Here is a 23,732-nt window from a genome sequence, read left to right on the forward strand (position 1 = left end):
GCAGGCCGGATGATCCGGTCTGCTGTTACTCGTCGTCGTCGAAGTTGTAACTGCCCGGCGCGAGGTTTTCGAAGCGGGTGTATTTACCGATGAATGCCAGCCGGATGAAACCGATCGGGCCGTTACGCTGTTTGCCGATGATGATTTCGGCGATGCCTTTGTGCTCGGTCTCCGGGTGATACACCTCGTCGCGGTAAACGAACATGATCACGTCGGCGTCCTGCTCGATCGCTCCGGATTCCCGCAAGTCGGAGTTGACCGGGCGTTTGTTGGGGCGCTGTTCGAGGGAACGGTTGAGCTGCGACAGGGCGACTACCGGGCAGTTGAATTCCTTGGCCAGGGCCTTCAACGATCGGGAGATCTCGGAAATCTCGTTGGTACGGTTGTCACCGCTGGAACCGGGGATCTGCATCAGTTGCAGGTAGTCGATCATGATCAGACCGACATCGCCGTGCTCACGCACCAGACGCCGGGTCCGCGCGCGCATTTCCGACGGGCTGATACCGGCGGTGTCGTCGATGAACAGTTTACGGTCGTTGAGCAGGTTGACCGCCGAAGTCAGGCGCGGCCAGTCATCGTCCTCGAGCTGGCCGGAACGCACCTTGGTCTGGTCGATACGGCCAAGCGAGGACAGCATACGCATGATCAGCGATTCGCCTGGCATCTCGAGGGAATAAACGAGGACAGCCTTCTCGCTGCGCAACACGGCGTTTTCCACCAGGTTCATCGCGAAGGTAGTTTTACCCATCGATGGACGACCGGCAACGATGATCAGGTCGGACGGCTGCAAGCCGCTGGTCTTCTCGTCGAGGTCGGTGTAGCCGGTGGACAGGCCGGTGATGGCGTCGGCGGTATTGAACAGGGTATCGATGCGGTCGATAGCCTTGGTCAGCAACTCGTTGACGCCAACCGGGCCACCGGTTTTCGGCCGTGCTTCGGCGATCTGGAAGATCTGCCGTTCGGCTTCGTCGAGAATCTCTTCGGCGGTGCGGCCTTCGGGGTTGAAAGCGCTGTCGGCAATCTCGGTGCTGATGCCGATCAGTTGGCGCAACGTCGCACGCTGGCGGACGATCTGCGCATAGGCCTTGATGTTGGCGACGGACGGGGTGTTTTTTGCCAGTTCGCCAAGATAGCCGAGGCCGCCGACTTGCGACGTCTGGCCTTCCTTATCCAATTGCTCGGCAAGGGTCACGACGTCGATCGGCGAGTTCTGATCGGCCAGTTTGGCGATCGCGCGGAAGATCAGACGGTGGTCATGTCGATAGAAATCGCCATCGGAGACTTGATCAAGCACGCGTTCCCAGGCGTTGTTGTCCAGCATCAGACCACCGAGTACAGCCTGTTCAGCCTCGATGGAATGCGGCGGCACCTTCAGGGCAGCGGTTTGCAGATCGTATTGCTCGGGAGCGGAGATATCGTTCATGGCCACTTGAGTATTAGTGAAAAGCAGGGAATTCAGAAAGACAAAGGGCACGACCTGTAAACAGGATCGTGCCCGATGTTAACCGCCTGACGGACAAGCCGCCAGCCGATCCGTGTTGCTTAAGCTGCTACCACGACAACGCGTACGGTGGCTTCAACTTCGGCGTGCAGGTGCACGGCCACGTCGAATTCACCCACGTTGCGGATGGTGCCGTTCGGCAGACGAACTTCGCTCTTCTGCACTTCAACGCCGGAGGCGGTCAGTGCGTCAGCGATGTCGTGAGTACCGATCGAACCGAACAGCTTGCCTTCGTCGCCAGCGGTGGCAGTGATGGTCACTTCCAGCTCGGCCAGTTGGGCAGCACGGCTTTCAGCCGATGCTTTACGGTCTGCGGCGGCTTTCTCCAGCTCGGCGCGACGCTCTTCGAACGCAGCCAGGTTGGCAGCGGTCGCAGCGGTAGCCTTGCCGAAAGGCAGCAGGTAGTTACGGCCGTAACCGGCCTTAACGTTTACTTTGTCGCCCAGGTTGCCCAGGTTGGCGATTTTTTCCAGAAGGATCAGTTGCATGTGAAAATCCTCTAACTTTTAACCTTCACCGTTCGCGCTGTCGGTGTCTTTCGACACGTGACGACCGCGAAAATCAATCAGGCTGTCGACAATGGCCAGAACCACGAGCAACGGATAGATCAGCTGCATGAACAACAGCAGCGTGACGTACAACCCCACCAGCCAGAAACCGGCCAGTCGCTTCTGCCCGACCAGCCCGTGAATCAGGGCCAGCCCGGCGAACACCAGCGGTACACTGCACAACGGCGTCAACATGGCCATCTGTGCACCGAGATTCGGGCCCAGAAGCATCAACGCCAGCAGTAACATCGCCGGCCCCAGCGGGATGCGGATGGCGCGAAACTCGCGACCGAAACCACCCGGGTTGTACAACAACGCCTGCCAATGCCGCCCGACAATCAGGCTCAGCACGCTGACGATCTGCAACAAGGCCGCAATCAGTCCGGTCAGGACCGGTGCAATCAGGGACGCGAAACGCGCTTGCTCATCGACCGACAATTGCTTGTAAGTCTCACCGAGGAGCGCCGGCATGACCTTTATGAGGGCCTGTGCAAGCATCTCGATCTGGGCCGCAAACGCGACCCCGAGCACCACTGAAAACACCACTCCGATCACTACGCTGACCAGCAGCGTGCGGACCCAGGATTCGCTTGCGCGCAAAACCAACGCAAGCCCCGAAGACCCCAGCAGCACCAGAAGTGCCCGTGGGTCGTCGGCATACAGCCACCAGATCAATGCCGGCAGCAGTCCCAGTGACAGAACGCCAAGGGCGTCCGTCAATCCGCGCCGCAGCAGCACAAGGCTCCCGGCGGCAGCACCCAACCAATACAACAACGGCAATGTTGCACATCCGGCCACCACGAGAGTGGCCTGCATTCGGCCTCGCATGATGAACTCAGCTAAGGCGCGCATGCATTCAATCCTTTGCTACTTGTCGACTGCCCGGTCTCAGCGGCCGTGGCTGTCGGTGTAGGCCAGCAGGGCCAGGAAGCGGGCGCGCTTGATAGCGGTGGCCAGCTGACGCTGATAACGAGCTTTGGTACCGGTGATGCGGCTTGGAACGATTTTGCCGGTCTCGGATACGTAGGCTTTCAGAGTGTTGAGATCTTTGTAATCGATCTCTTTCACGTCTTCAGCGGTGAAGCGGCAGAATTTACGACGACGGAAGAAACGTGCCATTTGATAGGCTCCTTAATAAGGTCCGTGGATTACTCGTCAGCGTTATCGCTGTTGTCGCTGTCATCACTGTCGGTGCCTTCGGCGCCTTCGTGCTCAGGACGGTCGCGACGCTCACGGCGCTCACTGCGGTTTTCTTCAGCCTTGAGCATCTCGGACTGGCCGGTAACGGCTTCGTCGCGACGGATGACCAGGTTACGGATCACTGCATCGTTGTAGCGGAAGTTGTCTTCCAGCTCGGCCAGGGCCTTGCCAGTGCACTCAACGTTCAGCATCACGTAGTGAGCCTTGTGAACATTGTTGATTGCGTAGGCCAGTTGACGACGGCCCCAGTCTTCCAGACGGTGGATTTTGCCGCCGTCTTCTTCGATCAGCTTGGTGTAACGCTCAACCATGCCGCCGACTTGCTCGCTCTGATCCGGGTGGACCAGAAAGATGATTTCGTAATGACGCATGAATGCTCCTTACGGGTTGTAGCCTGCCGCTCAAAAACGGTCAGACAAGGAGTGAATGACACTTATGGACTTGCTGGCGCGGGGCACATGCGTGCCTGCCGTCACAGCAAGGGGCGCAATTGTAGAGAAGGGACTGCGGGGGCGCAAGGCAATTGGTGAATAAATGAACAGCAGCTATGAGCTACAAGCCTCAAGCTGCAAGCGGACCGCTTTTGACTTGAGGCTTGCAGCTTGCAGCTTGCAGCTTGCAGCTTGCAGCTTGCAGCTTGCAGCTTGCAGCTTGCAGCTTATAGCTTGCGCGAAGCGCTGGCCTTGGCCTTCGCACCGCGCTGGCGCTGGGCTTCGAACAGACACACGCCAGTGGCAACCGATACGTTGAGGCTGCTGACACTACCGGCCATCGGCAGATTCACCAGATAGTCACAGTGCTCGCGGGTCAGGCGGCGCATGCCTTTGCCTTCGGCGCCCATGATCAGGATGGTCGGGCCGGTGAGGTCCTGGTCATAAATGCTGACCTCGGCTTCACCTGCGGTGCCGACTACCCACAAACCGCGCTGCTGGAGTTTTTCCAGAGTGCGCGCCAGGTTGGTCACGGCCACCAGCGGAATCACTTCCGCGGCGCCGCAGGCAACTTTACGCACCACCGGAGTCAGCGTGGCCGACTTGTCCTTCGGCACGATCACCGCCAGCGCACCGGCCGCATCGGCCGAGCGCAGGCAGGCGCCGAGGTTGTGCGGATCGGTCACACCGTCGAGCACCAGCAACAGCGGCGCGCCTTCGGTGCGATCAAGCAACTCGTCGAGCATCGCTTCGCCCCAGACCTGACTCGGGCTGACTTCCGCGACCACGCCCTGGTGCACGCCTTCAACCCAGGCGTCCATTTCGCGACGCTCGGCCTGGCCGACCTGAACACGGTTTTCATTGGCCAGCTCGACCAGCGTCTGCACGCGCGGATCGTTGCGGCTTTCCGCCAGCCAGATCTGCTTGACGCGTTTGGGGTGGTGACGCAGCAACGCTTCTACCGCGTGAACGCCGTAGATTTTTTCCAACTGACTCATGACTTCGCCTTCGGTTTACGCGCCCCGCCACTCTTGGCTGGAGCGGAACCCGCTTTTGGCGGGCCCTTACGGTGTTTGCTCGGCTTGGCTGGCTTGCCGTCGGTCGCCCTGTCAGGCGCCGACCGTCCGGTCTTTCCCCCGGACGCCGCTTTACCACCGTTTTTCGCATCGGCCAGCAAGGCCTTCTTCAATTCACGGCTTTTGCGCAGCTCGGCGTTTTTCGCCACGGCGTCGCTCGGGCGATAGGCTTCGGCGACCTTTTCCTTGGCCGGACGACGGCTGGCGGTTTTCGCTGGAGCCTTTTCTTCCGCAGCCCTGGCAGCAGGCGCAGCGGTTTCGGTGCCACGTTTCTTGCGACCGATCGGCGCGCTGATGGTTTTCTCGGCCATCTCGAAGTCGATCTTGCGCTCGTCTAGGTCGACGCGCATGACCCGTACTTCAACGGTGTCGCCAAGACGGAAACTGCGACCGGTGCGCTCGCCCGCCAAGCGGTGATGCACAGGATCGAAGTGGTAGTAATCGCCCGGCAGCGCGGTGACGTGCACCAGGCCTTCGACGTAGATATCGGTCAGTTCGACGAACAGACCAAAACCGGTCACAGCGGTGATCACGCCCGGGAACGACTCGCCGACGCGATCCTTCATGAACTCGCACTTGAGCCAGTTCACCACGTCGCGGGTCGCTTCGTCGGCACGGCGCTCGCTCATCGAGCACTGCTCGCCGAGCTGCTCCAGTGCCGCTTCGTCGTACGGATAGATGCGCGCTTTCGGAATGGTCATCGCCCCGGCACGACGAACGTGCGGGGTGTCCTGTTTCGAATGGATCACGCTGCGGATCGCGCGGTGCGTGAGCAGGTCCGGATAACGACGGATCGGCGAAGTGAAGTGGGTATAGGCTTCGTAATTCAGGCCGAAGTGGCCGTCGTTTTCAGCGCTGTACACCGCCTGACTCAACGAACGCAGCATCACGGTCTGGATCAGATGGAAATCCGGACGATCCTTGATGCTCGCCAGCAGGGCCTGATAATCCTTCGGCGACGGACCGTCCTTGCCTTTGTGCAGGGACAGGCCGAGCTCACCGAGGAACGCGCGCAGTTTTTCCAGACGCTCTGGCGGCGGACCGGCGTGAACACGATACAGCGCAGGAATTTCGTGCTTCTTGAGGAATTCGGCAGTGGCCACGTTGGCGGCCAGCATGCACTCCTCGATCAGCTTGTGCGCATCATTACGCACGGTCGGACGGATTTCGGCAATCTTGCGCTCGGAGCCGAAGATGATCCGGGTTTCCTGGGTTTCAAAATCGATCGCGCCACGTACGTGACGGGCAGCCAGCAATACTTTGTACAACGCGTAGAGCTGTTTGAGGTGCGGCACGACGTCGGTGTACTCACCGCGCAGTTTGCGCGCTTCGGTCGCCTTCGGCGTTTCCAGCATCGCGCTGACCTTGTTATAGGTCAGACGAGCGTGGGAATGGATCACCGCCTCATAGAAGCAGTAGTCGGTCATTTCGCCGGACTTGGAGATGGTCATCTCGCAAACCATGGCCAGACGATCGACTTGCGGGTTCAGCGAGCACAGGCCGTTGGACAGTTGCTCGGGCAGCATTGGAATCACGCGCTCGGGGAAATACACCGAGTTGCCGCGAACCTGAGCTTCGTTGTCCAGCGCCGAGCCGATCTTCACGTAGCTGGAAACGTCGGCAATCGCCACGTACAACTTCCAGCCACCGGAGAACAGACGCAGCTTGCCCGGTTTGGCTTCGCAATAGACCGCGTCATCGAAATCGCGGGCGTCTTCGCCGTCGATGGTGACGAACGGCAGATGACGCAGGTCGATGCGCTTCTCTTTGTCTTTTTCTTCAACTTCCGGCTTGAGCTTGGCGGCTTCTTTCACAACCGCTTCAGGCCAGACGTGCGGGATATCGTAAGTGCGCAGAGCGACGTCGATTTCCATGCCCGGCGCCATATAGTTGCCGACCACTTCGACCACATCGCCTTGCGGCTGGAAACGCGGCGTTGGCCAGTGGGTGATTTTCACCTCGACGAACTGACCGATCTGCGCGTTGGCGTTGCGGCCCGGCGTCACCAGCACTTCCTGCTGGATCTTCGGATTGTCGGCAACGACGAAACCGATACCGCCTTCTTCGAAATAGCGGCCGACGATGGTTTCGTGAGCGCGGGAAACTACTTCGACGATTACGCCTTCACGGCGACCACGACGGTCGAGACCGGAAACTCGGGCCAGCGCACGGTCACCGTCGAACACCAGACGCATTTGCGCCGGGCTCATGAACAGGTCGTCGCTGCCGTCGTCCGGCACCAGAAAGCCGAAACCGTCACGGTGACCGCTGATGCGGCCGAGGATCAGGTCGAGCTTGTCCACCGGCGCGTAAGTGCCACGGCGGGTGTAGATCAGTTGAGCGTCGCGCTCCATGGCGCGCAAGCGGCGGCGCAGGGCCTCGATCTGGTCTTCTGTGGTCAGACCAAACTCTTCGACCAGTTGCTCGCGGGCAGCAGGCGAACCCCGATCGGCGAGGTGCGCCAGGATCAGTTCGCGGCTGGGAATAGGGTTTTCGTATTTTTCCGCTTCACGAGCGGCCTCGGGATCGAGGGACTGCCAATCGGCCATTAGAGAGTTTTCACCTTGTCTATATGCGGGTTAGTTTGGCATAGGCGCCGGGAAACGGGAAATTTCCGAATCTATAAGGCCTTACAAGGCCCTGTATCGACGCTCTGATACGGTTTTGAACGCCGCTGGTAAAAAAATTCAGTTTTTTCTGCAGCAGGGGTTTACAGTTAAAAAGGCGCTCCGTATAGTGCGCGCCATCGACGACGCACAAGCGCTTTCGATGATGCCCAGGTGGTGAAATTGGTAGACACGCCAGCTTCAGGTGCTGGTGACCTTACGGTCGTGGAAGTTCGAGTCTTCTCCTGGGCACCAATTTCGAGTTTGAGACTAGATCAGTTTCAACACTCACACAAAACCCGCGAAAGCGGGTTTTTTGCATTTGCGGGAAAGCTTTTGCTCACACTGATTTATTAAAACCAAATCAGGGGTTTACAGATCAAAAAGGCCTCCGTATAGTGCGCCACATCAACAGCGGCAACGCTTGCGATGATTGCCCAGATGGTGAAATTGGTAGACACGCCAGCTTCAGGTGCTGGTGACCTTACGGTCGTGGAAGTTCGAGTCTTCTTCTGGGCACCAATTCAAATTCAAGGTTCAGGCCTTGGATTTCACAAAAACCCGCGAAAGCGGGTTTTTGCGTTTCTGCCTTCCTGAATTTCGCCATCCCTACAGGATCGCCAGTCGCCCCACAAGGCGCACTTGAGAAACAATATCGTTTATCATTGTTGCAAGTTTTTGCAATGCGACAGTGAGGAACCCTGCGAATGACGTTTCGAAATACCCTGCGCCGAGGCCTGACCTTCACCCTCCTCGGCCTGGCGCTCGCCACTCCCCTCACCCAGGCTGCCGATGCGGTTTCCCTGACTCTCTACAACGGCCAGCACAAGGAAGTCGGCGACGCGATTGCCAAGGCTTTCGAAGCCAAGACCGGCATCCACGTCAACGTGCGCAAAGGCAGCAGCAACCAGCTCGCGAGCCAGATCATCGAAGAAGGCGACCGCTCGCCCGCCGATGTGATCTACACCGAAGAGTCGCCGCCGCTGAACAACCTCGGCGAACAGGGTCTGCTGGCCAAGGCCGATGACGCCACCCTAGCGGTTTTGCCGGAAAAATACGTCGCCGCCAACGGTACCTGGATCGGCGTTACCGCGCGCGTGCGCGTGGTCGCGTTCAATCCGAAACTGATCGATGAAAAAGACCTGCCGAAATCGGTGATGGAATTCTCCGAGCCGCAGTGGCAAGGCAAGGTCGGCTTCGTGCCGACCAGTGGCGCCTTCCAGGAACAGGCCGTAGCAATCATCAAGCTGCACGGTCGCGACGCTGCCGAAGAATGGCTGACCGGCCTGCGCGCGTTCGGCAAGACCTACAGCAACAACATGGTCGCGCTTAAAGCGGTGGAAAACGGCGAAGTCGCTACCGTACTGGTGAACAACTACTACTGGTTCGCCCTGCAACGCGAGAAAGGCAAGCTCGACTCCAAGCTGCATTATTTCACCGGCGGCGACGCTGGCGGCTTGATCACCGTGTCCAGCGCTGCCGTGCTGAAATCCAGCAAACATCCAAAAGAAGCCCAGCAATTCCTCGCCTTCATGGCCAGCGAAGAAGGTCAGCGGGTGATCACTCAGACCACCGCCGAATACCCGCTGCACAAAGGCATGGAGTCGGATCGCGGCCTCAAGCCGTTCAGCGAACTGGAAGCGCCGAACGTCACTCCGGCGGATCTGGGCAATGCTGAAGAAGCGCTGGAGCTGGAACGCGAAGTTGGCCTGAACTGATGGCAGCATCGTTATCGGCCCCCGCCGCGCGCGGGGGTTATGTACCAAGGCGCAAACGTCCGTCGATCTGGCTGGTGCTGCCGGTGTTGCTGCTGGTGGTCATGAGCCTGCTGCCACTGGCCTACGTCGGACTCAAAGCCTGGCAGGCCGGATGGGCCGAGGCGCTGCATTTGTTGTGGCGTCCGTATGTGTTTGGCTTGCTGCGCAACACCCTGGCGTTAATGGTCGGCGTAACGGTTACTTGCGGCGTGATCGGCCTGTCCCTGGCGTGGCTGCTGGAACGCAGCAACCTGCCGGGGCGCCGGCTATGGGGCGTGATCCTGTGCCTGCCGTTTGCGGTGCCGGCGTTTGTCAGCAGCTTTACCTGGGTGTCGCTGAGTGCGCAGTTCGAAGGCCTCGGCGGGGCGATTCTGGTGATGAGCCTGTCAAAGTACCCGCTGATCTTTCTGCCGGTCGCGGCGACCCTGCGCAATCTCGATCCCTCCCTCGAAGAATCCGCTCGCACGCTGGGGCAGCATCGCTGGGGCGTGTTTTTCCGCGTCACTCTACCGCTGCTGTGGCCATCGCTGCTGGCCGGCTCGCTGTTGATTGCCCTGCACATGCTGGTGGAATTTGGCGCGCTGTCGATCATCGGCCTGCAGACCTTCACCACGGCGATCTATCAGCAATTCGAGCTGGAATTCAGCAACGCCAATGCCGCGATGCTTTCGGCGGTGTTGCTGGCGCTGTGTCTGCTGCTGTTGTGGCTGGAGTTGCGCGTGCGCGGCAAGGGTCGCCATGTGCGCACCGGCCAGGGCGCCGCCCGACAGGCCGAACAGGTAAAGCTTGGGCCGTGGGCCGCGCTCGGTCAGTTGTATTGCCTGTTGCTGGCGATTATCGGCAGCGGCATTCCGTTGGGGATGTTGGCGTATTGGCTGGCGGTCGGCTCATCGGCGGCGTTCCCGGTCGCGGCGATCACCGAGGCGCTGTTGTCATCGCTGGCATTGTCATTGGGCGGCGCGGCGCTGTGCCTGGTATTGGCAGTACCGGTCGGACTGCTGGTGGTGCGCTATAAAGGCCGATTGGCAATCTGGGCCGAACGCCTGCCTTATCTGTTGCACGCGCTGCCGGGCCTGGTGATTGCGTTGACGCTGGTGTATTTCGCCCTGCATTACGTGCCAGTGCTGTATCAGACGTCGGGCTTGCTGCTGATCGCCTATGCGCTGCTCTTCCTGCCATTGGCGCAGGCGCCGATCCGTACTGCGCTGAACAAGGCTGCACCGCAGCTGGAGGAAGCGGCGCGGACATTAGGCGCATCGTCGTTCACCGCGTTTTGCCGGGTGACCTTGCCGATCATTTTCCCGGCACTGGGCGCAGCGTTTGCGCTGGTATTTCTTGATGCGATGAAGGAATTGACGGCAACGTTGCTGCTTAGCCCAACCGGACTCAATACATTGGCGACCGAAGTCTGGGCGCATACGGCGAATGTCGAGTTTGCCGCGGCGGCGCCTTATGCGGCGTTGTTGATTGTGGTCTCGGGGTTGCCGGTTTATCTGCTGACGACACGGATGTATCTGAGCCGCTGATACCGTATTCGCGAGCAGGCTCGCTCTCACAATGGGTTGAGTTTCCCTGTGGGAGCGAGCCTGCTCGCGAAGAGGCCAGCCCGGATACCACTAAGCGCGGAACTGCCCCAGGCTGGCTTTCAATTGCGCAGCCAGACCATCCAGCACCTTGCCACTGGCCGTGGTTTCCACCACTGCCTGCGCCGCTTTCTCGGCCTGCGCATGAATCGTTTCGACGCGCCCACGCACTGCCTGTGCACCCTGCGCCTGATGCGCTGCTGCTTGCGTCGCCAGACCGATCGCCGCGTGCACCTGCTCGACCGAAGCCTGCACCGACTGCTGCAAACGCGCACTGTCGCGCAAGACCAGCAAACCTTCGCTGGCCTGTCGTCCGGCCTGACCAATCGCCTCGACTGCCTCACGTGCGCCCTGTTGCAGAGCGACGATGTGCGCTTGGATATCACCCGTCGAGCTTTGCGTCTTGCTCGCTAGCGCACGAACTTCATCGGCGACCACAGCGAATCCACGCCCAGTCTCACCGGCCCGCGCCGCCTCGATCGCAGCGTTCAATGCCAGCAGGTTGGTCTGTTCGGCGATTCCGTGGATTACCGTCAATACCACTTCGATCTGCTCGCTCTGCTGCGCCAGTCGCTCAATGACTTTCGCCCCGGTATCGACCTGCCCGGCCAGCGCTTCGATCAGGCTGCCGACCTTGGCGGAAGTACGGGTGTTCTCATCGGTAGCCTGGCGAATATCGACAACCTGCTTCAGCGCCGCCTGCATCGCCTGACTTTCCGACTGCGCCTCGTCTGCCATTTGCGACAGCGCGCGAAGGCTTTCTGCAACTTCATCGCGCTGCATTCCGGCAGCCGCATCGGCGCCAGCGTTGCGCAAAGTCATCGCGCCGATTTCCACGCCAGTGCGCTGCGCGACATCGCCCGCCTCGCGCACGATCGGCTGCAATTTATCCACAAAGCGATTGACCGCTGAGGCCATGTCGCCGATTTCATCCTTGCTGTTGATCTGCACACGCTTGGTCAGGTCGCCCTCGCCTGCTGCCAGATCGTCCATTGCCGCATTGAGCATTTTCAGGCGATTGACCACGCGATGACCGAGCACCACGGCCAGCAACAGCAGCACGCCGCAACCGACCAGCGCCAGACCGACACCGATGCGCCAGCGCAATGTTGCGGCCGCCTCTTGGACGGTTTGCGCGGTGTTGGCTTTCATTTCGCCAGCGGTGCCCTGCGCCGATTGCAGACGCGCCTGCATCGCTTTGGCACTGTCCGCCGCTGCGCCTTTGAGGCTGTCGCCGACCAATTGATCGCTGCTGGCAATCAGCGCGAGGAAGCGCTTGTCGAGCTCGGCCAGATCGGTTTCCACCGAGGCCGTGGACACGCCCATCAGCACTTTCCCGATTTCCACGCCATTGGGATTGATCGAGGCCTCGAGGTAGTAAACCGAAGGATCGTTTTTCGCCGCATCCAGTACTTTATCCAGCGCACGCTCGCCCTGACCTTTTTCCAGCAAGGCCTTGTTGATCGGATTTTCACGGTTGAGATAACGGGTCAGATGCTGGCCGGTGGCGTCGTCATACACCACGAACAGCACGTTGGGATTGCGCTGGGCGCGACGGGCGAACTCCGACAGCGTCGGCACGTCGCTGTCCCACATCGCACGCGGCGCTACGGATGCAAGCAACTGCGCCATGTCGTTGGCCGAATCCTTCAGATCCTTTTCCAGCGTTGCGCGCAGTTGCGCCTGCTCTTCTTTGAGGCGCGCCGACAGGCCAGCCGTGAGGCGCTGACGAGTACTGGCTGACAGTGCATCGAGACTTGAAGTGACTTCACGCCCGGCCTGCTCCAGCTCACCGGAGAGCTTTTGACTGTCGGCACCCAGGCGCGTGGCCAGATCGGCTTCCAGCGCGGTCACCGTGCTCCGCGTCAGGGCAACCGCCACCAACACCTGCACCAAAAGGGCGATACCAAGGGTAACGAACACCGGCCGCAACAAACGGCTTTGTAACAGTGAGAGAACGGCTGACACTTTAAATCCCTCTACTTCTGACGCCATTAATTTGATGGCACTCTTGTAGACAGATTCACAGCAAAGGTCATGCCGTCCAACGGGCATAAACGACAAAGGCCCCGATTAAGGGGCCTTTGTTTTTTACATCAACGACTTATCAGGCAAACGGATGACGCAGAACGATGGTTTCGTTGCGGTCCGGACCCGTCGAAATAATGTCGATCGGCGCGCCGATCAACTCTTCAACGCGTTTGATGTAGGCACGAGCATTGGCCGGCAGCTCTTCCAGGGTCTTGGCACCCACGGTCGATTCGCTCCAGCCCTGTACTTCTTCGTACACAGGCTGCAGGCCTACGTAGCTGTCAGCATCGGTAGGCGCAACGGCATTGCCCTGCGCGTCTTTGTAGCCGACGCAGATGTTGATGGTATCCAGACCGTCGAGTACGTCCAGCTTGGTCAGGCAGATGCCCGAGATGCTGTTCACATCGATAGCGCGACGCAGGATGACGGCGTCGAACCAGCCGCAACGACGGGCGCGGCCAGTGGTAGCGCCGAACTCGTGGCCTTGCTTGGCCAGGTGCGCACCGACTTCGTCAAACAGCTCGGTCGGGAACGGGCCGGAACCGACGCGAGTGGTGTAGGCCTTGGTGATGCCCAGGATGTAGTCGAGGAACATCGGACCCACGCCCGAACCGGTCGCCACACCACCAGCGGTGGTGTTGGAGCTGGTCACGTACGGGTAGGTGCCGTGGTCGATGTCGAGCAACGAACCTTGCGCGCCTTCGAACATGATGTCCTTGCCGGCACGACGCAGATCGTGCAGCTCGGCAGTCACGTCGAGCATCAGCGGCTTGAGCAGCTCAGCGTATTCCTTGCACTCGGCCAGAGTCTTTTCGAATTCTATGGCTGGTTCTTTGTAGTAACCGACCAGCATGAAGTTGTGGTAATCCACCAGTTCACGCAGTTTGTCTTCGAAGCGCGGCATGTTCAGCAGATCGCCGACACGCAGGCCACGACGGGCAACCTTGTCTTCGTAAGCCGGGCCGATGCCGCGACCGGTGGTACCGATCTTCAGCTCGCCACGGGCCTTTTCACGGGCCTGGTCCAGCGCGACGTGGAAGGACAGGATCAGCGGGCAGGACGGGCTGATACGCAGGCGCTCGCGCACCGGTACGCCTTTCTCTTCCAGCTTGGTGATCTCGCGCAGCAGGGCGTCAGGTGCAACCACCACGCCGTTGCCGATCAGGCATTGCACGCCTTCGCGCAGCACGCCCGACGGAATCAGGTGCAAGACGGTTTTCTCGCCGTCGATCACCAGCGTGTGACCCGCGTTGTGGCCACCCTGGTAGCGCACTACGGCGGCAGCATGTTCGGTCAGCAGATCAACGATCTTGCCTTTGCCCTCATCACCCCACTGGGTGCCCAGGACTACGACATTCTTACCCATAACACTTGTCCTCATTCGCGCAAACTTGGTGCCGGCGATGGCCGGCAGGAAAACTCAAGAAGCCAGTGGCGATACTTGCCAAAGCCCGTTCTGCTGAATCAATTGCCGGTCGCAGTCCGCATCACGGGCGGCGGCCAAAGGTTGCCCAGGCAAAGCCTGAACGACACGCTGACCCTCACTGCGCAACTGGCAAACCTGCTGCCAGAGTGCCGCATCCGTACTGTCAGGCATCCAGATACCGCCAGACGGTAGCTCGATCTCAGCACGCCCCAGGGTCACCAGGGTTTTCAAATCGGTAGAGAAACCAGTCGCCGGACGGGCGCGACCGAAGTCGGCGCCGATGTCATCGTAACGACCGCCCTGAGCGATGGACTGGCCAACGCCCGGCACGAACACCGCGAACACCACACCGGTGTGGTAGTGGTAGCCGCGCAACTCGCCGAGGTCGAAATACAGCGGCAGCTGCGGGAAACGCACGGACAGCCGCTCGGCGATCGCCAGCAGATCTTCCAGCGCCGCCAGCACCGGCGCCGGCGCATTGGCCAGACGCTCGCGGGCAGCGCTCAACACTTCACGGCCGCCGCACAGATCAACCAGTGCGCGCAGCATGCCCGACAGATCCGCCGGCAGGCCTTCGGTCAGGGTAATAACTTCGTCGATAGCCTTGCGTTGCAGGGCATCGAACAACTGCTGCTCGACTTCACCGGACAGACCGGCGGCGCGCGCCAGACCACGATAGATACCGACATGGCCGAGGTCCATGTGCACGTCCGGCACATCGGCCAGTTGCAGCATGGCCAGCATCAGGCTGATGACCTCGACGTCGCTGCTCGGGCTGGCGTCGCCGTACAGTTCGGCGCCCAGCTGGATCGGGCTGCGCGAGGACGACAATGCACGCGGCTGGGCGTGCAGCACGCTGCCGGCGTAGCACAGACGGCTCGGGCCTTCGCGACGCAGGGTGTGCGCATCGATGCGCGCGACCTGCGGCGTGATGTCGGCACGGAAACCCATCTGCCGGCCCGATTGCGGGTCGATGACCTTGAAGGTACGCAGATCCAGGTCCTGGCCCGCGCCGGTCAGCAGGGATTCCAGGTACTCGATATGGGGAGTCACGACGAACTCGTAACCCCAGCTCTGGAACAGATCCAACACCTGACGACGCGCGACTTCAATGCGCGCCGCCTCCGGTGGCAGTACTTCTTCGATGCCATCTGGCAGCAGCCAGCGGTCTACCGTTGCCATTACGCCATTCCCCTTTGATCCGGGCGGCCAGCACGAGGGCGAGCCTTGAGTGAAGCAGAAAATGACCGGGGCGTTCAAAACGCACGCGCATGAACGACGCAGCGAAAGGCCGGCTGGCGGCTTCGCCCATCACTTTCCTCGAAAAACGCTCGGGCTATTCAAACCCGATGTCTGCAACAAAAACAGCAATCAAACGTGCAGACGCAAAAAAGCCGGGAATTTCCCGGCTGCCGCATCATACACACGTTTTCCGAAAGGATCACCCCGCCCGAGGTTTTAGCCGCCGGGCGGACTGATTCAGGTCAACGTCGTATCAAGGTTTGGCTTTTTCCAGATAACGGAAGAAGTCGCTGCTTGGGTCGAGGACCAGGACGTCGGATTTGTTCGCGAAGCTTTCACGGTAGGCACGCAGGCTACGGTAGAAACCGTAGAACTCCTGATCCTGGCCGTAGGCCTTGGAATAGATCGCAGCAGCCTGGGCATCACCGTCACCGCGAACCTCTTCGGATTCACGATAGGCTTCGGCCAGCAGCACGCGGCGTTGACGATCGGCGTCGGCACGGATGCCTTCGGCCAGCTCGTTACCCTTGGCGCGGTGCTCGCGAGCTTCACGCTCACGCTCGGTGCTCATGCGTTCGAACACACTGCGGTTCACTTCTTTCGGCAGATCGATGGCCTTGACCCGGACATCGACCACTTCGATACCCAGCTCTTTTTCCGCCATCTTGTTCAGCGACGCAGTGATGTCAGCCATCAGCGCATCACGTTCACCCGACACCACTTCGTGCAGGGTGCGCTTGCCGAACTGGTCACGCAGGCCCGATTCGAGACGACGGGACAGACGCTCGTCGGCGATCTGCTTCAGACCCGAAGTCGCGGTGTAGAAGCGCTCGGCATCTTTCACCCGCCACTTGGCGTAGGCATCGACCATCACGGCTTTCTTTTCCAGGGTCAGGAAGCGTTGCGTCGGTGCATCCAGCGTCAGCAGACGCGCGTCGAATTTGCGCACCTGGTTGACGTAAGGCACTTTCACATGCAGACCCGGCTGGACATCGGCCTGAACCACGCGACCGAATTGCAGCAACACCGCGCGCTCGGTCTGAGCGACGATATAGAAGCAATTCCAGCCCACCAGTACCACAACGACGCCAACGATCAGGGCGATCAGCGATTTATTGCTCATCAGCGGGTCTCCCTTGTACGCGTCTGCGGCACGTCAGTGACATGCGGCGTGACGTCCGTGTTGTTGCTGGCGGCCGAACCGGTCACCGGTGCATTACCCGAACTGTTCTGGATCATTTTGTCCAACGGCAGGTAGAGCAGGTTGCTCTGGCCGTTCTTGTTGCCGGTCACGAGAACCTTGCTGGTATTGCTGAAGACTTCCTGCATGGTGTCCAGGTACAGACGCTCGCGGGTGACTTCAGGTGCCTTGCGATACTCGGCGACCAGTTTGGTAAAGCGATCAGCCTCACCCTTGGCGCGCGAGATGGTCTCGTCGCGATAACCGTTGGCATCTTCGATGATGCGCTGGGCCTGACCACGAGCTTCCGGCACCACGCCGTTGGCGTAGGTCTCGGCCTGGTTGCGCGAACGCTGTTCGTCTTCACGGGCGCGGATCACGTCATCGAAGGCTTCCTGTACTTCACGCGGTGCCGCTGCGCTCTGTACGTTGACCTGGGTGACGGTGATACCGGTGCGATAGGTATCGAGGAAACGTTGCAGACGCTCCTTGATTTCGCTGGCCATCAATTCACGACCTTCGGTCAGCACCTGGTCCATGGCGGTGGAACCGACCACGTGACGCAGCGCGCTTTCAGTCGCGTGCTGCAGACTGATTTCCGGCTGATCGACGTTCAGCACGAAATCCTGCAGGTTGCTGATCTTGTACTGCACGGTCAGCGGCACTTCGACGATGTTCTCGTCTTCAGTCAGCATCTGGCCCTGCTTGGTGTACGCACGCTCACGCGTCACGTTCTCCATGTACTTCTTGTCGATCGGCGGGAAGTAGATGTTCAGACCCGGGCCGACAGTCTCGTAGTACTTGCCGAAGCGCAGCACCACGGCTTGCTCCTGCTCGTCCACCACGTAGACCGCGCTGTATAGCCAGACAGCCGCCAGCACGACCAGGCCGATGCCGAGCAGACCGCCGAAGCCGCCACTGCTGCGCCCCGACCCGCCGCCGTCATCACCGCGTTTCTTACCACCACCGAACAACCCGTTCAGGCTTTCCTGCAGCTTTCGGAAGGCCTCGTCGAGATCCGGTGGCCCCTTGCGGTCGCCGTTATTGCGGCGCTTGCCACCCCAGGGATCCTGATTATTCGAGTTGCCACCCGGCTCATTCCAAGCCATAGCGCTCTCCATCTGATAAAGCAAAGACGCACCCACGGCGCGCCGACCAATGCTACAGAATGCCTGCCGTTGCGGCACAACCGCTTTGTCAGGCTTTTATTGCAAAGTGTGTTGCTCGATGAATTCCATCGGCTGCAATCCTTCGCGGCTTACCAATCGATTCAGCTCGATCCGGGGCAAACGAACGGCCAGCAGGCTGACACCTTCTTCATCGTATTCTTCTTTCTGCACCGCACCCAGTTCGAAGAACTGCGCACGCAGCCGAGCGAATCGTTGCGGCAAGCGCAAGGTACCGACGAACAGATCACTGCCGAGCAACTCGGCGATGGCCTGTTCAAGCAATTCCAGACCGCTGCCATCCCGCGCCGAGAGCCAGACCCGTTGCGGCTTGCCATCGGCATCGCGCTGGATCTGCGGCTCGACGCCTTCGAGCAAATCGAGTTTGTTATAGACCTCGAGGATCGGCAAGTCCTGGGCACCAATCTCGCCCAGCACCACCATCACCTGCTCGATCTGCAACATGCGATCCGGTTCGGCCGCATCGATCACGTGCAGCAGCAGGTCGGAATTGCTCGACTCCTCGAGCGTAGACCGAAATGCCTCGACCAGCTTGTGTGGCAGGTGACGAATGAAACCCACGGTGTCGGCGAGAACGATCGGACCGAGGTCGTCAAGCTCCAGCCGGCGCAGGGTCGGGTCGAGTGTGGCGAACAGTTGATCGGCCGCGTACACCTCGGACTTCGTCACGTTGTTGAAGAGTGTCGATTTGCCGGCGTTGGTGTAGCCCACCAGCGAAACGGTAGGAATGTCCGCACGGGATCGGCCACGGCGCGACTGCTCGCGCTGACTGCGCACCTTCTCCAGCCGCCCCTTGATCTGACGCAGGCGAACTCGCAGAAGACGGCGGTCGGTTTCCAGCTGGGTTTCACCCGGGCCGCGCATACCGATACCGCCACCCTGACGTTCAAGGTGAGTCCAGCCGCGAACCAGCCGCGTGCTCATGTGGTCAAGCTGGGCCAGTTCGACCTGCAGCTTGCCCTCATGGGTGCGTGCGCGTTGGGCGAAAATATCGAGAATCAGCCCGGTGCGGTCGATCACGCGGCACTCGAAAACACGTTCGAGGTTGCGTTCCTGGCTGGGCGTGAGGATGTGATTGAAAATCACCAGATCGGCTTCTTCAGCCTTGACCAGGTCGCGCAGTTCCTCGACCTTGCCGCTGCCGATCAGATATTGGGCGGTTGGCCGATGACGCGGCACGTTAAAAAACGCGACGGTCTCGGCGCCAGCCGAATTTGCCAACTCCTGAAACTCCTGCGGATCTTCGCGCGCCTCAGGGTCCTGTCCATCCAAGTGAACGAGGATGACTCGTTCACCACCACCGTGGCGCTCAAAGAACAAAGGAGACTCCTATCAGGCGTTACCCGGCGCTGCATCGGCATCGCCCTGTTCGTTTTCGGTTGCGCTAGGCAGACGAATTGGACGAACCGGCACGACGGTCGAGATAGCGTGTTTGTAGACCATCTGGCTTACGGTGTTTTTCAGCAGGATCACGAACTGGTCGAACGACTCGATCGTCCCTTGCAGCTTGATACCGTTGACCAGGTAGATGGAAACCCCGACTTTCTCTTTACGTAAAGTGTTCAGGTAAGGGTCTTGTAGCGAATGCCCTTTTGACATGTGCCGCACTCCTTTAAGGATTCAATAATAAAAACAGGTAAATTCAGATGGCTTCGGCCGTCACACCCCCAAGGATAGACGGCAATTGCAAGGACTCAGCTCAATATGGAGATGGTCCCAAGGTATTTCAAGGCGCGTGGCAGATTGTTGCAATCAAGACTGTCCAGCCAGTGCAAATCGTCCCAGCTGCGCAGCCAGGTAAACTGGCGTTTGGCCAATTGGCGCGTGGCGATGATGCCCCGCTCCTGCATCTGGGCCAATGTCAGCTTGCCGTCCAGGTAATCCCAGACTTGGCGGTAGCCTACCGCACGTATAGACGGCAACCCGGAATGCAGGTCACTTCTTTTACGCAGGGCTACGACCTCGTCGATGAATCCCTGTTCCAACATATTTGTGAATCTTTGTTCAATTCGCTGGTGCAGAACCTGACGATTCGCCGGAGCAATGGCCAGGTTCGCGACAGTATAGGGCAATTGTTGGCGTCCCGAAGCGGCTGCTTCAGTACTTTGCGCAGATTGTTGCTCGCGCAGGGCGGTCATGCTCTGCCCGCTGACTCGATACACCTCCAGTGCCCGACTCAAGCGCTGCGGATCATTGGGATGAATGCGCGCCGCCGACACCGGATCGATTTGCGCCAGTTGATCGTGCAGGGCTTGCCAGCCGAGGCGTGCAGCTTCTTCCTCGATCTGCGCGCGGACCTCGGGATCGGCTGCCGGCATGTCCGCCAGACCTTCGACCAGAGCCTTGTAATAGAGCATGGTGCCGCCGACCAGCAGCGGGATCTTTCCTCGCCCAGTGATTTCGGCCATGGCCTGCAACGCGTCGCGACGGAAATCGGCAGCGGAATACGCTTCAGCGGGGTCGAGAATGTCGATCAGCCGGTGCGGATATTCGGCGAGCAGTTCTTTCGAAGGCTTGGCCGTGCCGATGTCCATGCCGCGGTAGACCAGTGCCGAATCGACACTGATCAATTCGCACGGCAGCACCTTGGTCAGCTCGATGGCCAGATCGGTCTTGCCCGCAGCGGTCGGGCCCATCAGGAAAATCGCTGGAGGAAGCTGGCTCATCAACGACCGCGCAGGAACAGTTTGTCCAGATCGTCCAGGCCCAATTGGGTCCAGGTCGGTCGGCCATGGTTGCATTGACCGCTGCGCTCGGTGTTTTCCATATCACGCAACAGGCCGTTCATTTCCGGCAGGGCCAAGCGCCGGTTGGCGCGGATCGCGCCGTGGCAGGCCATAGTGCCGAGCAGTTCGTTGAGATGCGCCTGGATACGGTCGCTGGTGCCGTACTCCATCAAATCAGAAAGCACGTCGCCGACCAGTCGATTGGCTTCGGCCTGCTTGAGCAATGCCGGAATCTGCCGGATCGCCAGGGTTTCCGGGCCAAGGCGCTGCAATTCGAAACCGAGACGCTGAAACCACGCCGCATGCTCTTCAGCACAATCGGCCTCGCGCTGACTGACCGCCAGCGACTCCGGCACCAGCAACGGCTGGCCACTGAGACCTTCGCTGGCCATGGCGATCTTCAGGCGCTCGTACATGATCCGCTCGTGGGCGGCATGCATATCCACCAGCACCAGACCATGGGCGTTCTCGGACAAAATATAGATGCCCTTGAGCTGCGCCAGTGCATAGCCGAGCGGCGGGATATCTTCCTGACCGGTCGGCAGTGCGCTGGCATTGGCTTCAGGCAGCGGCGCAAAAAATTCCTTGTAAGCGGCTTGCGCCTCGGCAGCAGGCAGCGCCGATTGCGGACGCGGCGTGTATTGATACTGATAAGCGCCGCCAGCGCTGGCACCGGACGAAGTATTGAACACCGGCTGCGCCTGCGGCTGCTCCAGCAGCGCATTGGCGGCCAGACGCATCTCGCCTTGCGGGCCGAATTCGCCCGCCTCGATCCCGCTCGGCCGAACGATCGCCGTGGTGACCGAGCCAGCCAGCTGATCTTCCGGGCGCACATCGCCCAACGCGCGGTGCAGCGTGCCATACAGGAAATCGTGGACCATGCGCCCGTCACGGAAACGCACTTCGTGCTTGGTCGGGTGCACGTTGACATCTACCGCCGCCGGATCGACTTCGAAAAACAGCGCGAAGGTCGGATGCCGACCGTTGAACAGCACGTCGCGATAAGCCTGGCGTACCGCGTGGGCCACCAGTTTGTCGCGCACCGCACGGCCGTTTACGAAGAAATACTGCAAATCCGCCTGACTGCGGTTGAAGGTCGGCAAACCGACCCAGCCCCACAGGTGCAGGCCATTGCGTTCAATTTCGATCGGCAACGCCTGCTCAAGGAAACCTGAACCGCAGATCGCCGCCACACGCCGCGCACGGGCCGCATCATCGTGGGCCTCGTGCAGGCTGAGGATGGTCTTGCCGTTGTGGCGCAGATGAAAAGCCACGTCGAAGCGCGCCAGCGCCAGACGCTTGATCACTTCTTGCAGATGATCGAATTCGGTTTTTTCGGTCTTGAGAAATTTGCGCCGGGCCGGGGTGTTGAAGAACAGGTCGCGGACTTCCACCGAAGTGCCGACCGGATGCGCCGCCGGCTGCACGCGCGGCGCCATGTCCCGGCCTTCGGTTTCGACCTGCCAGGCCTGATCGGCATCGCGGGTGCGCGAGGTCAGGGTCAGACGCGCCACGGAGCTGATCGACGCCAGCGCCTCGCCACGGAAACCCAGGCTCATCACCTGTTCAAGATCCTCGAGGTTGCGAATCTTGCTGGTGGCGTGACGGGCCAAGGCCAGCGGCAGGTCATCGGCGGAAATACCGCTGCCGTCATCGCGCACGCGCAGCAACTTGACGCCGCCCTGCTCGACATCGACGTCGATACGCTTGGCGCCGGAGTCGAGGCTGTTTTCCAGCAGCTCCTTGATCACCGAAGCCGGGCGCTCAACCACCTCACCGGCGGCAATCTGGTTCGCCAGCCGTGGGCTGAGCAGCTCGATGCGCGCCGTGTTCAGTACCTGGTTCATTCTTTCGACGCCAGTTCGGTGCCGGGAATGGTCAGATGCTGACCGACTTTCAGCTCATCGCTTTTCAGGTTGTTGGCGGCGCGCAGGGTGGCCGGCGAAACCTGATAGCGCACGCCGATCATCGCCAGGGTTTCCCCCGGGCCGACACGGTGGTCACGCGGGCCTTGGGCGATCTTGCCGGAATCACGCAGCCAGGCGATGTAGGTGCCCGGCGGCGGATTCTGCTGGAAGAACTGGCGCACGCCGCTACTGATCGAGCGGGCCAGCGCCTGCTGATGGCTCGACGCGGACAGTTTGTTCGCTTCGTTGGCGTTGGAAATGAAGCCGGTTTCGACCAGGATCGACGGAATATCCGGTGACTTCAGCACCATGAACCCGGCTTGTTCCACACGTTGTTTGTGCAGCGGCGTAACGCGACCGATGTTGGTCAGCACCTTTTGCCCGACGTTGAGACTGGAAGTCAGCGACGCAGTCATCGACAGGTCGAGCAACACGCCGGCGAGCATGCGGTCCTTGTCGTCGAGGCTGACGTTGCCGGCCCCGCCGATCAGGTCGGAACGGTTTTCACTGTCGGCCAGCCAACGCGCAGTCTCGGACGTAGCGCCACGATCGGACAGGGCGAACACCGACGCACCGAACGCGGCTGCGGACGGCGCAGCGTCGGCGTGGATCGAGACAAACAGATCGGCGCCCTTCTTGCGGGCGATCTCGGTACGTCCGCGCAATGGAATGAAGTAGTCGCCGGTACGGGTCAGTTCGGCGCGGAAGCCTTTCATGCCGTTGACCTGACGCTGCAATTCGCGAGCGATCTGCAGCACAACGTCCTTCTCACGTTGGCCGCGCGAGCCGGACGCGCCCGGGTCTTCGCCACCGTGGCCGGCATCGATCACGACGATAATGTCGCGCTTGCCAGCCGGGGCTGGCGGCAGCTTGATCGCCGGTTCGGTCGGGGTCACCGGCACTGCCGGCACGGTCGCCACCGAAGGCGTCGGAGCTGGCGGCGGCGCGGCATCGGCCGGGTTGTCGAACAGATCGACCACCAGACGGTTGCCGTACTGCGCGTTCGGCGCCAGCGAGAAGCTTTTCGGGGTGACGGCTTTTTTCAGGTCGATGACCACCCGCAGGTCGGTCGGGGTGCGCTGGGCCGAGCGCATCGCAGTGATCGGCGTGTTCGCGGTCTGCACGTTCAACGGCGCGCCGAGGGTGGCGCCGTTTATGTCGATCACCAGCCGGTCCGGCGCGGTCAGGGTGAAAACGCTGTGCTGCACCGGGCCGCTGAGGTCGAAGACCAGTCGCGTGTTGTCCGGCGCCCGCCACAGGCGCACGCTGTTGACCTTTGAATCGGCCACAGCGTTGACGGTTACTGCCATCAACATCAGTCCAGCGGCAGC

The 23,732-nt window shown here is 60.5% G+C and carries 19 protein-coding genes and 2 tRNA genes; 4 read left to right on the forward strand and 17 right to left on the reverse strand.

Annotation, left to right across the window (positions count from 1 at the left end; translation table 11 throughout):
- Positions 1 to 25: 25 nt before the first annotated feature.
- From dnaB to rnr, 7 genes are all read right to left on the reverse strand, one after another.
- Positions 26 to 1,423 (reverse strand): replicative DNA helicase, encoded by a 1,398-nt coding sequence (dnaB, locus tag KVG85_RS17660; RefSeq protein ID WP_016771936.1) that lies wholly within the window; start codon positions 1,421 to 1,423, stop codon positions 26 to 28.
- Between the two features lie 119 nt (positions 1,424 to 1,542).
- Positions 1,543 to 1,989: a 50S ribosomal protein L9 gene (gene rplI, locus KVG85_RS17665; protein ID WP_003221136.1), complete on the reverse strand. Its 447-nt coding sequence runs from the start codon at positions 1,987 to 1,989 to the stop codon at positions 1,543 to 1,545.
- Positions 1,990 to 2,007: 18 nt separating this feature from the next.
- Positions 2,008 to 2,901, reverse strand: a complete 894-nt coding sequence (locus tag KVG85_RS17670; RefSeq protein ID WP_016771937.1) for a hypothetical protein — start codon at positions 2,899 to 2,901, stop codon at positions 2,008 to 2,010.
- A 36-nt stretch (positions 2,902 to 2,937) separates the two neighbouring features.
- Positions 2,938 to 3,168, reverse strand: a complete 231-nt coding sequence (gene rpsR / locus KVG85_RS17675; RefSeq protein ID WP_002551829.1) for a 30S ribosomal protein S18 — start codon at positions 3,166 to 3,168, stop codon at positions 2,938 to 2,940.
- A 29-nt stretch (positions 3,169 to 3,197) separates the two neighbouring features.
- On the reverse strand, positions 3,198 to 3,620 hold the full coding sequence (gene rpsF / locus KVG85_RS17680; protein ID WP_016771938.1) for a 30S ribosomal protein S6: 423 nt from the start codon (positions 3,618 to 3,620) through the stop codon (positions 3,198 to 3,200).
- A gap of 287 nt (positions 3,621 to 3,907) precedes the next feature.
- Positions 3,908 to 4,678 carry a 23S rRNA (guanosine(2251)-2'-O)-methyltransferase RlmB gene (rlmB, locus tag KVG85_RS17685; RefSeq protein ID WP_039756866.1) on the reverse strand — a complete coding sequence of 257 codons (771 nt, stop codon included), beginning with the start codon at positions 4,676 to 4,678 and terminating at the stop codon, positions 3,908 to 3,910.
- Complete coding sequence (gene rnr, locus KVG85_RS17690; protein WP_073471681.1) at positions 4,675 to 7,305, reverse strand: ribonuclease R; 2,631 nt, start codon at positions 7,303 to 7,305, stop codon at positions 4,675 to 4,677. Before rnr ends, rlmB begins: the two co-directional genes overlap by 4 nt.
- A gap of 225 nt (positions 7,306 to 7,530) precedes the next feature.
- Between rnr and KVG85_RS17695 the strand changes: the two genes are divergently transcribed.
- The 4 genes from KVG85_RS17695 (at position 7,531) to KVG85_RS17710 (ending at position 10,645) form a co-directional block, all read left to right on the forward strand.
- Positions 7,531 to 7,617, forward strand: a tRNA-Leu gene (locus tag KVG85_RS17695).
- A gap of 180 nt (positions 7,618 to 7,797) precedes the next feature.
- A tRNA-Leu gene (locus tag KVG85_RS17700) sits at positions 7,798 to 7,884 on the forward strand.
- A 185-nt stretch (positions 7,885 to 8,069) separates the two neighbouring features.
- The gene (locus KVG85_RS17705) at positions 8,070 to 9,080 is read left to right on the forward strand and encodes an extracellular solute-binding protein (RefSeq protein WP_016771941.1); all 1,011 of its coding nucleotides are present in this window, start codon (positions 8,070 to 8,072) and stop codon (positions 9,078 to 9,080) included.
- Positions 9,080 to 10,645, forward strand: coding sequence for an ABC transporter permease (locus KVG85_RS17710; RefSeq protein WP_217864504.1), 1,566 nt, complete (start codon positions 9,080 to 9,082; stop codon positions 10,643 to 10,645). Before KVG85_RS17705 ends, KVG85_RS17710 begins: the two co-directional genes overlap by 1 nt.
- A 90-nt stretch (positions 10,646 to 10,735) precedes the next feature.
- On the opposite strand, the gene KVG85_RS17715 is transcribed toward KVG85_RS17710, so the two are convergent.
- The 10 genes from KVG85_RS17715 to KVG85_RS17760 form a co-directional block, all read right to left on the reverse strand.
- The gene (locus KVG85_RS17715) at positions 10,736 to 12,670 is read right to left on the reverse strand and encodes a methyl-accepting chemotaxis protein (RefSeq protein WP_217864505.1); all 1,935 of its coding nucleotides are present in this window, start codon (positions 12,668 to 12,670) and stop codon (positions 10,736 to 10,738) included.
- A 139-nt stretch (positions 12,671 to 12,809) separates the two neighbouring features.
- Positions 12,810 to 14,099, reverse strand: a complete 1,290-nt coding sequence (locus tag KVG85_RS17720; protein ID WP_217864506.1) for an adenylosuccinate synthase — start codon at positions 14,097 to 14,099, stop codon at positions 12,810 to 12,812.
- Between the two features lie 54 nt (positions 14,100 to 14,153).
- The gene (locus KVG85_RS17725) at positions 14,154 to 15,341 is read right to left on the reverse strand and encodes an ATP phosphoribosyltransferase regulatory subunit (RefSeq protein WP_016771944.1); all 1,188 of its coding nucleotides are present in this window, start codon (positions 15,339 to 15,341) and stop codon (positions 14,154 to 14,156) included.
- Between the two features lie 313 nt (positions 15,342 to 15,654).
- A complete protein-coding gene (gene hflC, locus KVG85_RS17730; RefSeq protein ID WP_016771945.1) occupies positions 15,655 to 16,524 on the reverse strand; it encodes a protease modulator HflC in 870 nt (289 codons plus the stop codon).
- Positions 16,524 to 17,690 carry an FtsH protease activity modulator HflK gene (hflK, locus tag KVG85_RS17735; protein ID WP_024011368.1) on the reverse strand — a complete coding sequence of 389 codons (1,167 nt, stop codon included), beginning with the start codon at positions 17,688 to 17,690 and terminating at the stop codon, positions 16,524 to 16,526. Before hflK ends, hflC begins: the two co-directional genes overlap by 1 nt.
- A 96-nt stretch (positions 17,691 to 17,786) precedes the next feature.
- Positions 17,787 to 19,088, reverse strand: a complete 1,302-nt coding sequence (gene hflX, locus KVG85_RS17740; protein WP_217864507.1) for a ribosome rescue GTPase HflX — start codon at positions 19,086 to 19,088, stop codon at positions 17,787 to 17,789.
- 12 nt (positions 19,089 to 19,100) lie between these two features.
- Entirely contained in the window at positions 19,101 to 19,367 is a 267-nt protein-coding gene (gene hfq, locus KVG85_RS17745; RefSeq protein WP_016771947.1) for an RNA chaperone Hfq, read from the reverse strand.
- A gap of 95 nt (positions 19,368 to 19,462) precedes the next feature.
- The gene (gene miaA / locus KVG85_RS17750) at positions 19,463 to 20,434 is read right to left on the reverse strand and encodes a tRNA (adenosine(37)-N6)-dimethylallyltransferase MiaA (RefSeq protein ID WP_217864508.1); all 972 of its coding nucleotides are present in this window, start codon (positions 20,432 to 20,434) and stop codon (positions 19,463 to 19,465) included.
- Complete coding sequence (mutL, locus tag KVG85_RS17755) at positions 20,434 to 22,341, reverse strand: DNA mismatch repair endonuclease MutL (protein WP_133337186.1); 1,908 nt, start codon at positions 22,339 to 22,341, stop codon at positions 20,434 to 20,436. The genes miaA and mutL overlap by 1 nt, the downstream gene beginning before the upstream one ends.
- Positions 22,338 to 23,717 carry an N-acetylmuramoyl-L-alanine amidase gene (locus tag KVG85_RS17760; protein WP_370593506.1) on the reverse strand — a complete coding sequence of 460 codons (1,380 nt, stop codon included), beginning with the start codon at positions 23,715 to 23,717 and terminating at the stop codon, positions 22,338 to 22,340. Before KVG85_RS17760 ends, mutL begins: the two co-directional genes overlap by 4 nt.
- Between the last annotated feature and the right edge of the window lie 15 nt (positions 23,718 to 23,732).

Origin of the sequence: Pseudomonas triticicola (assembly GCF_019145375.1) — a bacterium.
Classification (GTDB): Bacteria; Pseudomonadota; Gammaproteobacteria; order Pseudomonadales; family Pseudomonadaceae; genus Aquipseudomonas; species Aquipseudomonas triticicola.

Excerpts from the sequence above, each read along its gene's own strand:
- dnaB (WP_016771936.1), bottom strand. The coding sequence starts at position 1,423 with ATGAACGATATCTCCGCTCCCGAGCAATACGATCTGCAAACCGCTGCC.
- rplI (WP_003221136.1), bottom strand. The coding sequence starts at position 1,989 with ATGCAACTGATCCTTCTGGAAAAAATCGCCAACCTGGGCAACCTGGGC.
- KVG85_RS17670 (WP_016771937.1), bottom strand. The coding sequence starts at position 2,901 with ATGCGCGCCTTAGCTGAGTTCATCATGCGAGGCCGAATGCAGGCCACT.
- rpsR (WP_002551829.1), bottom strand. The coding sequence starts at position 3,168 with ATGGCACGTTTCTTCCGTCGTCGTAAATTCTGCCGCTTCACCGCTGAA.
- rpsF (WP_016771938.1), bottom strand. The coding sequence starts at position 3,620 with ATGCGTCATTACGAAATCATCTTTCTGGTCCACCCGGATCAGAGCGAG.
- rlmB (WP_039756866.1), bottom strand. The coding sequence starts at position 4,678 with ATGAGTCAGTTGGAAAAAATCTACGGCGTTCACGCGGTAGAAGCGTTG.
- rnr (WP_073471681.1), bottom strand. The coding sequence starts at position 7,305 with ATGGCCGATTGGCAGTCCCTCGATCCCGAGGCCGCTCGTGAAGCGGAA.
- KVG85_RS17705 (WP_016771941.1), top strand. The coding sequence starts at position 8,070 with ATGACGTTTCGAAATACCCTGCGCCGAGGCCTGACCTTCACCCTCCTC.
- KVG85_RS17710 (WP_217864504.1), top strand. The coding sequence starts at position 9,080 with ATGGCAGCATCGTTATCGGCCCCCGCCGCGCGCGGGGGTTATGTACCA.
- KVG85_RS17720 (WP_217864506.1), bottom strand. The coding sequence starts at position 14,099 with ATGGGTAAGAATGTCGTAGTCCTGGGCACCCAGTGGGGTGATGAGGGC.
- KVG85_RS17725 (WP_016771944.1), bottom strand. The coding sequence starts at position 15,341 with ATGGCAACGGTAGACCGCTGGCTGCTGCCAGATGGCATCGAAGAAGTA.
- hflC (WP_016771945.1), bottom strand. The coding sequence starts at position 16,524 with ATGAGCAATAAATCGCTGATCGCCCTGATCGTTGGCGTCGTTGTGGTA.
- hflK (WP_024011368.1), bottom strand. The coding sequence starts at position 17,690 with ATGGCTTGGAATGAGCCGGGTGGCAACTCGAATAATCAGGATCCCTGG.
- hfq (WP_016771947.1), bottom strand. The coding sequence starts at position 19,367 with ATGTCAAAAGGGCATTCGCTACAAGACCCTTACCTGAACACTTTACGT.
- miaA (WP_217864508.1), bottom strand. The coding sequence starts at position 20,434 with ATGAGCCAGCTTCCTCCAGCGATTTTCCTGATGGGCCCGACCGCTGCG.
- mutL (WP_133337186.1), bottom strand. The coding sequence starts at position 22,341 with ATGAACCAGGTACTGAACACGGCGCGCATCGAGCTGCTCAGCCCACGG.
- KVG85_RS17760 (WP_370593506.1), bottom strand. The coding sequence starts at position 23,717 with ATGTTGATGGCAGTAACCGTCAACGCTGTGGCCGATTCAAAGGTCAAC.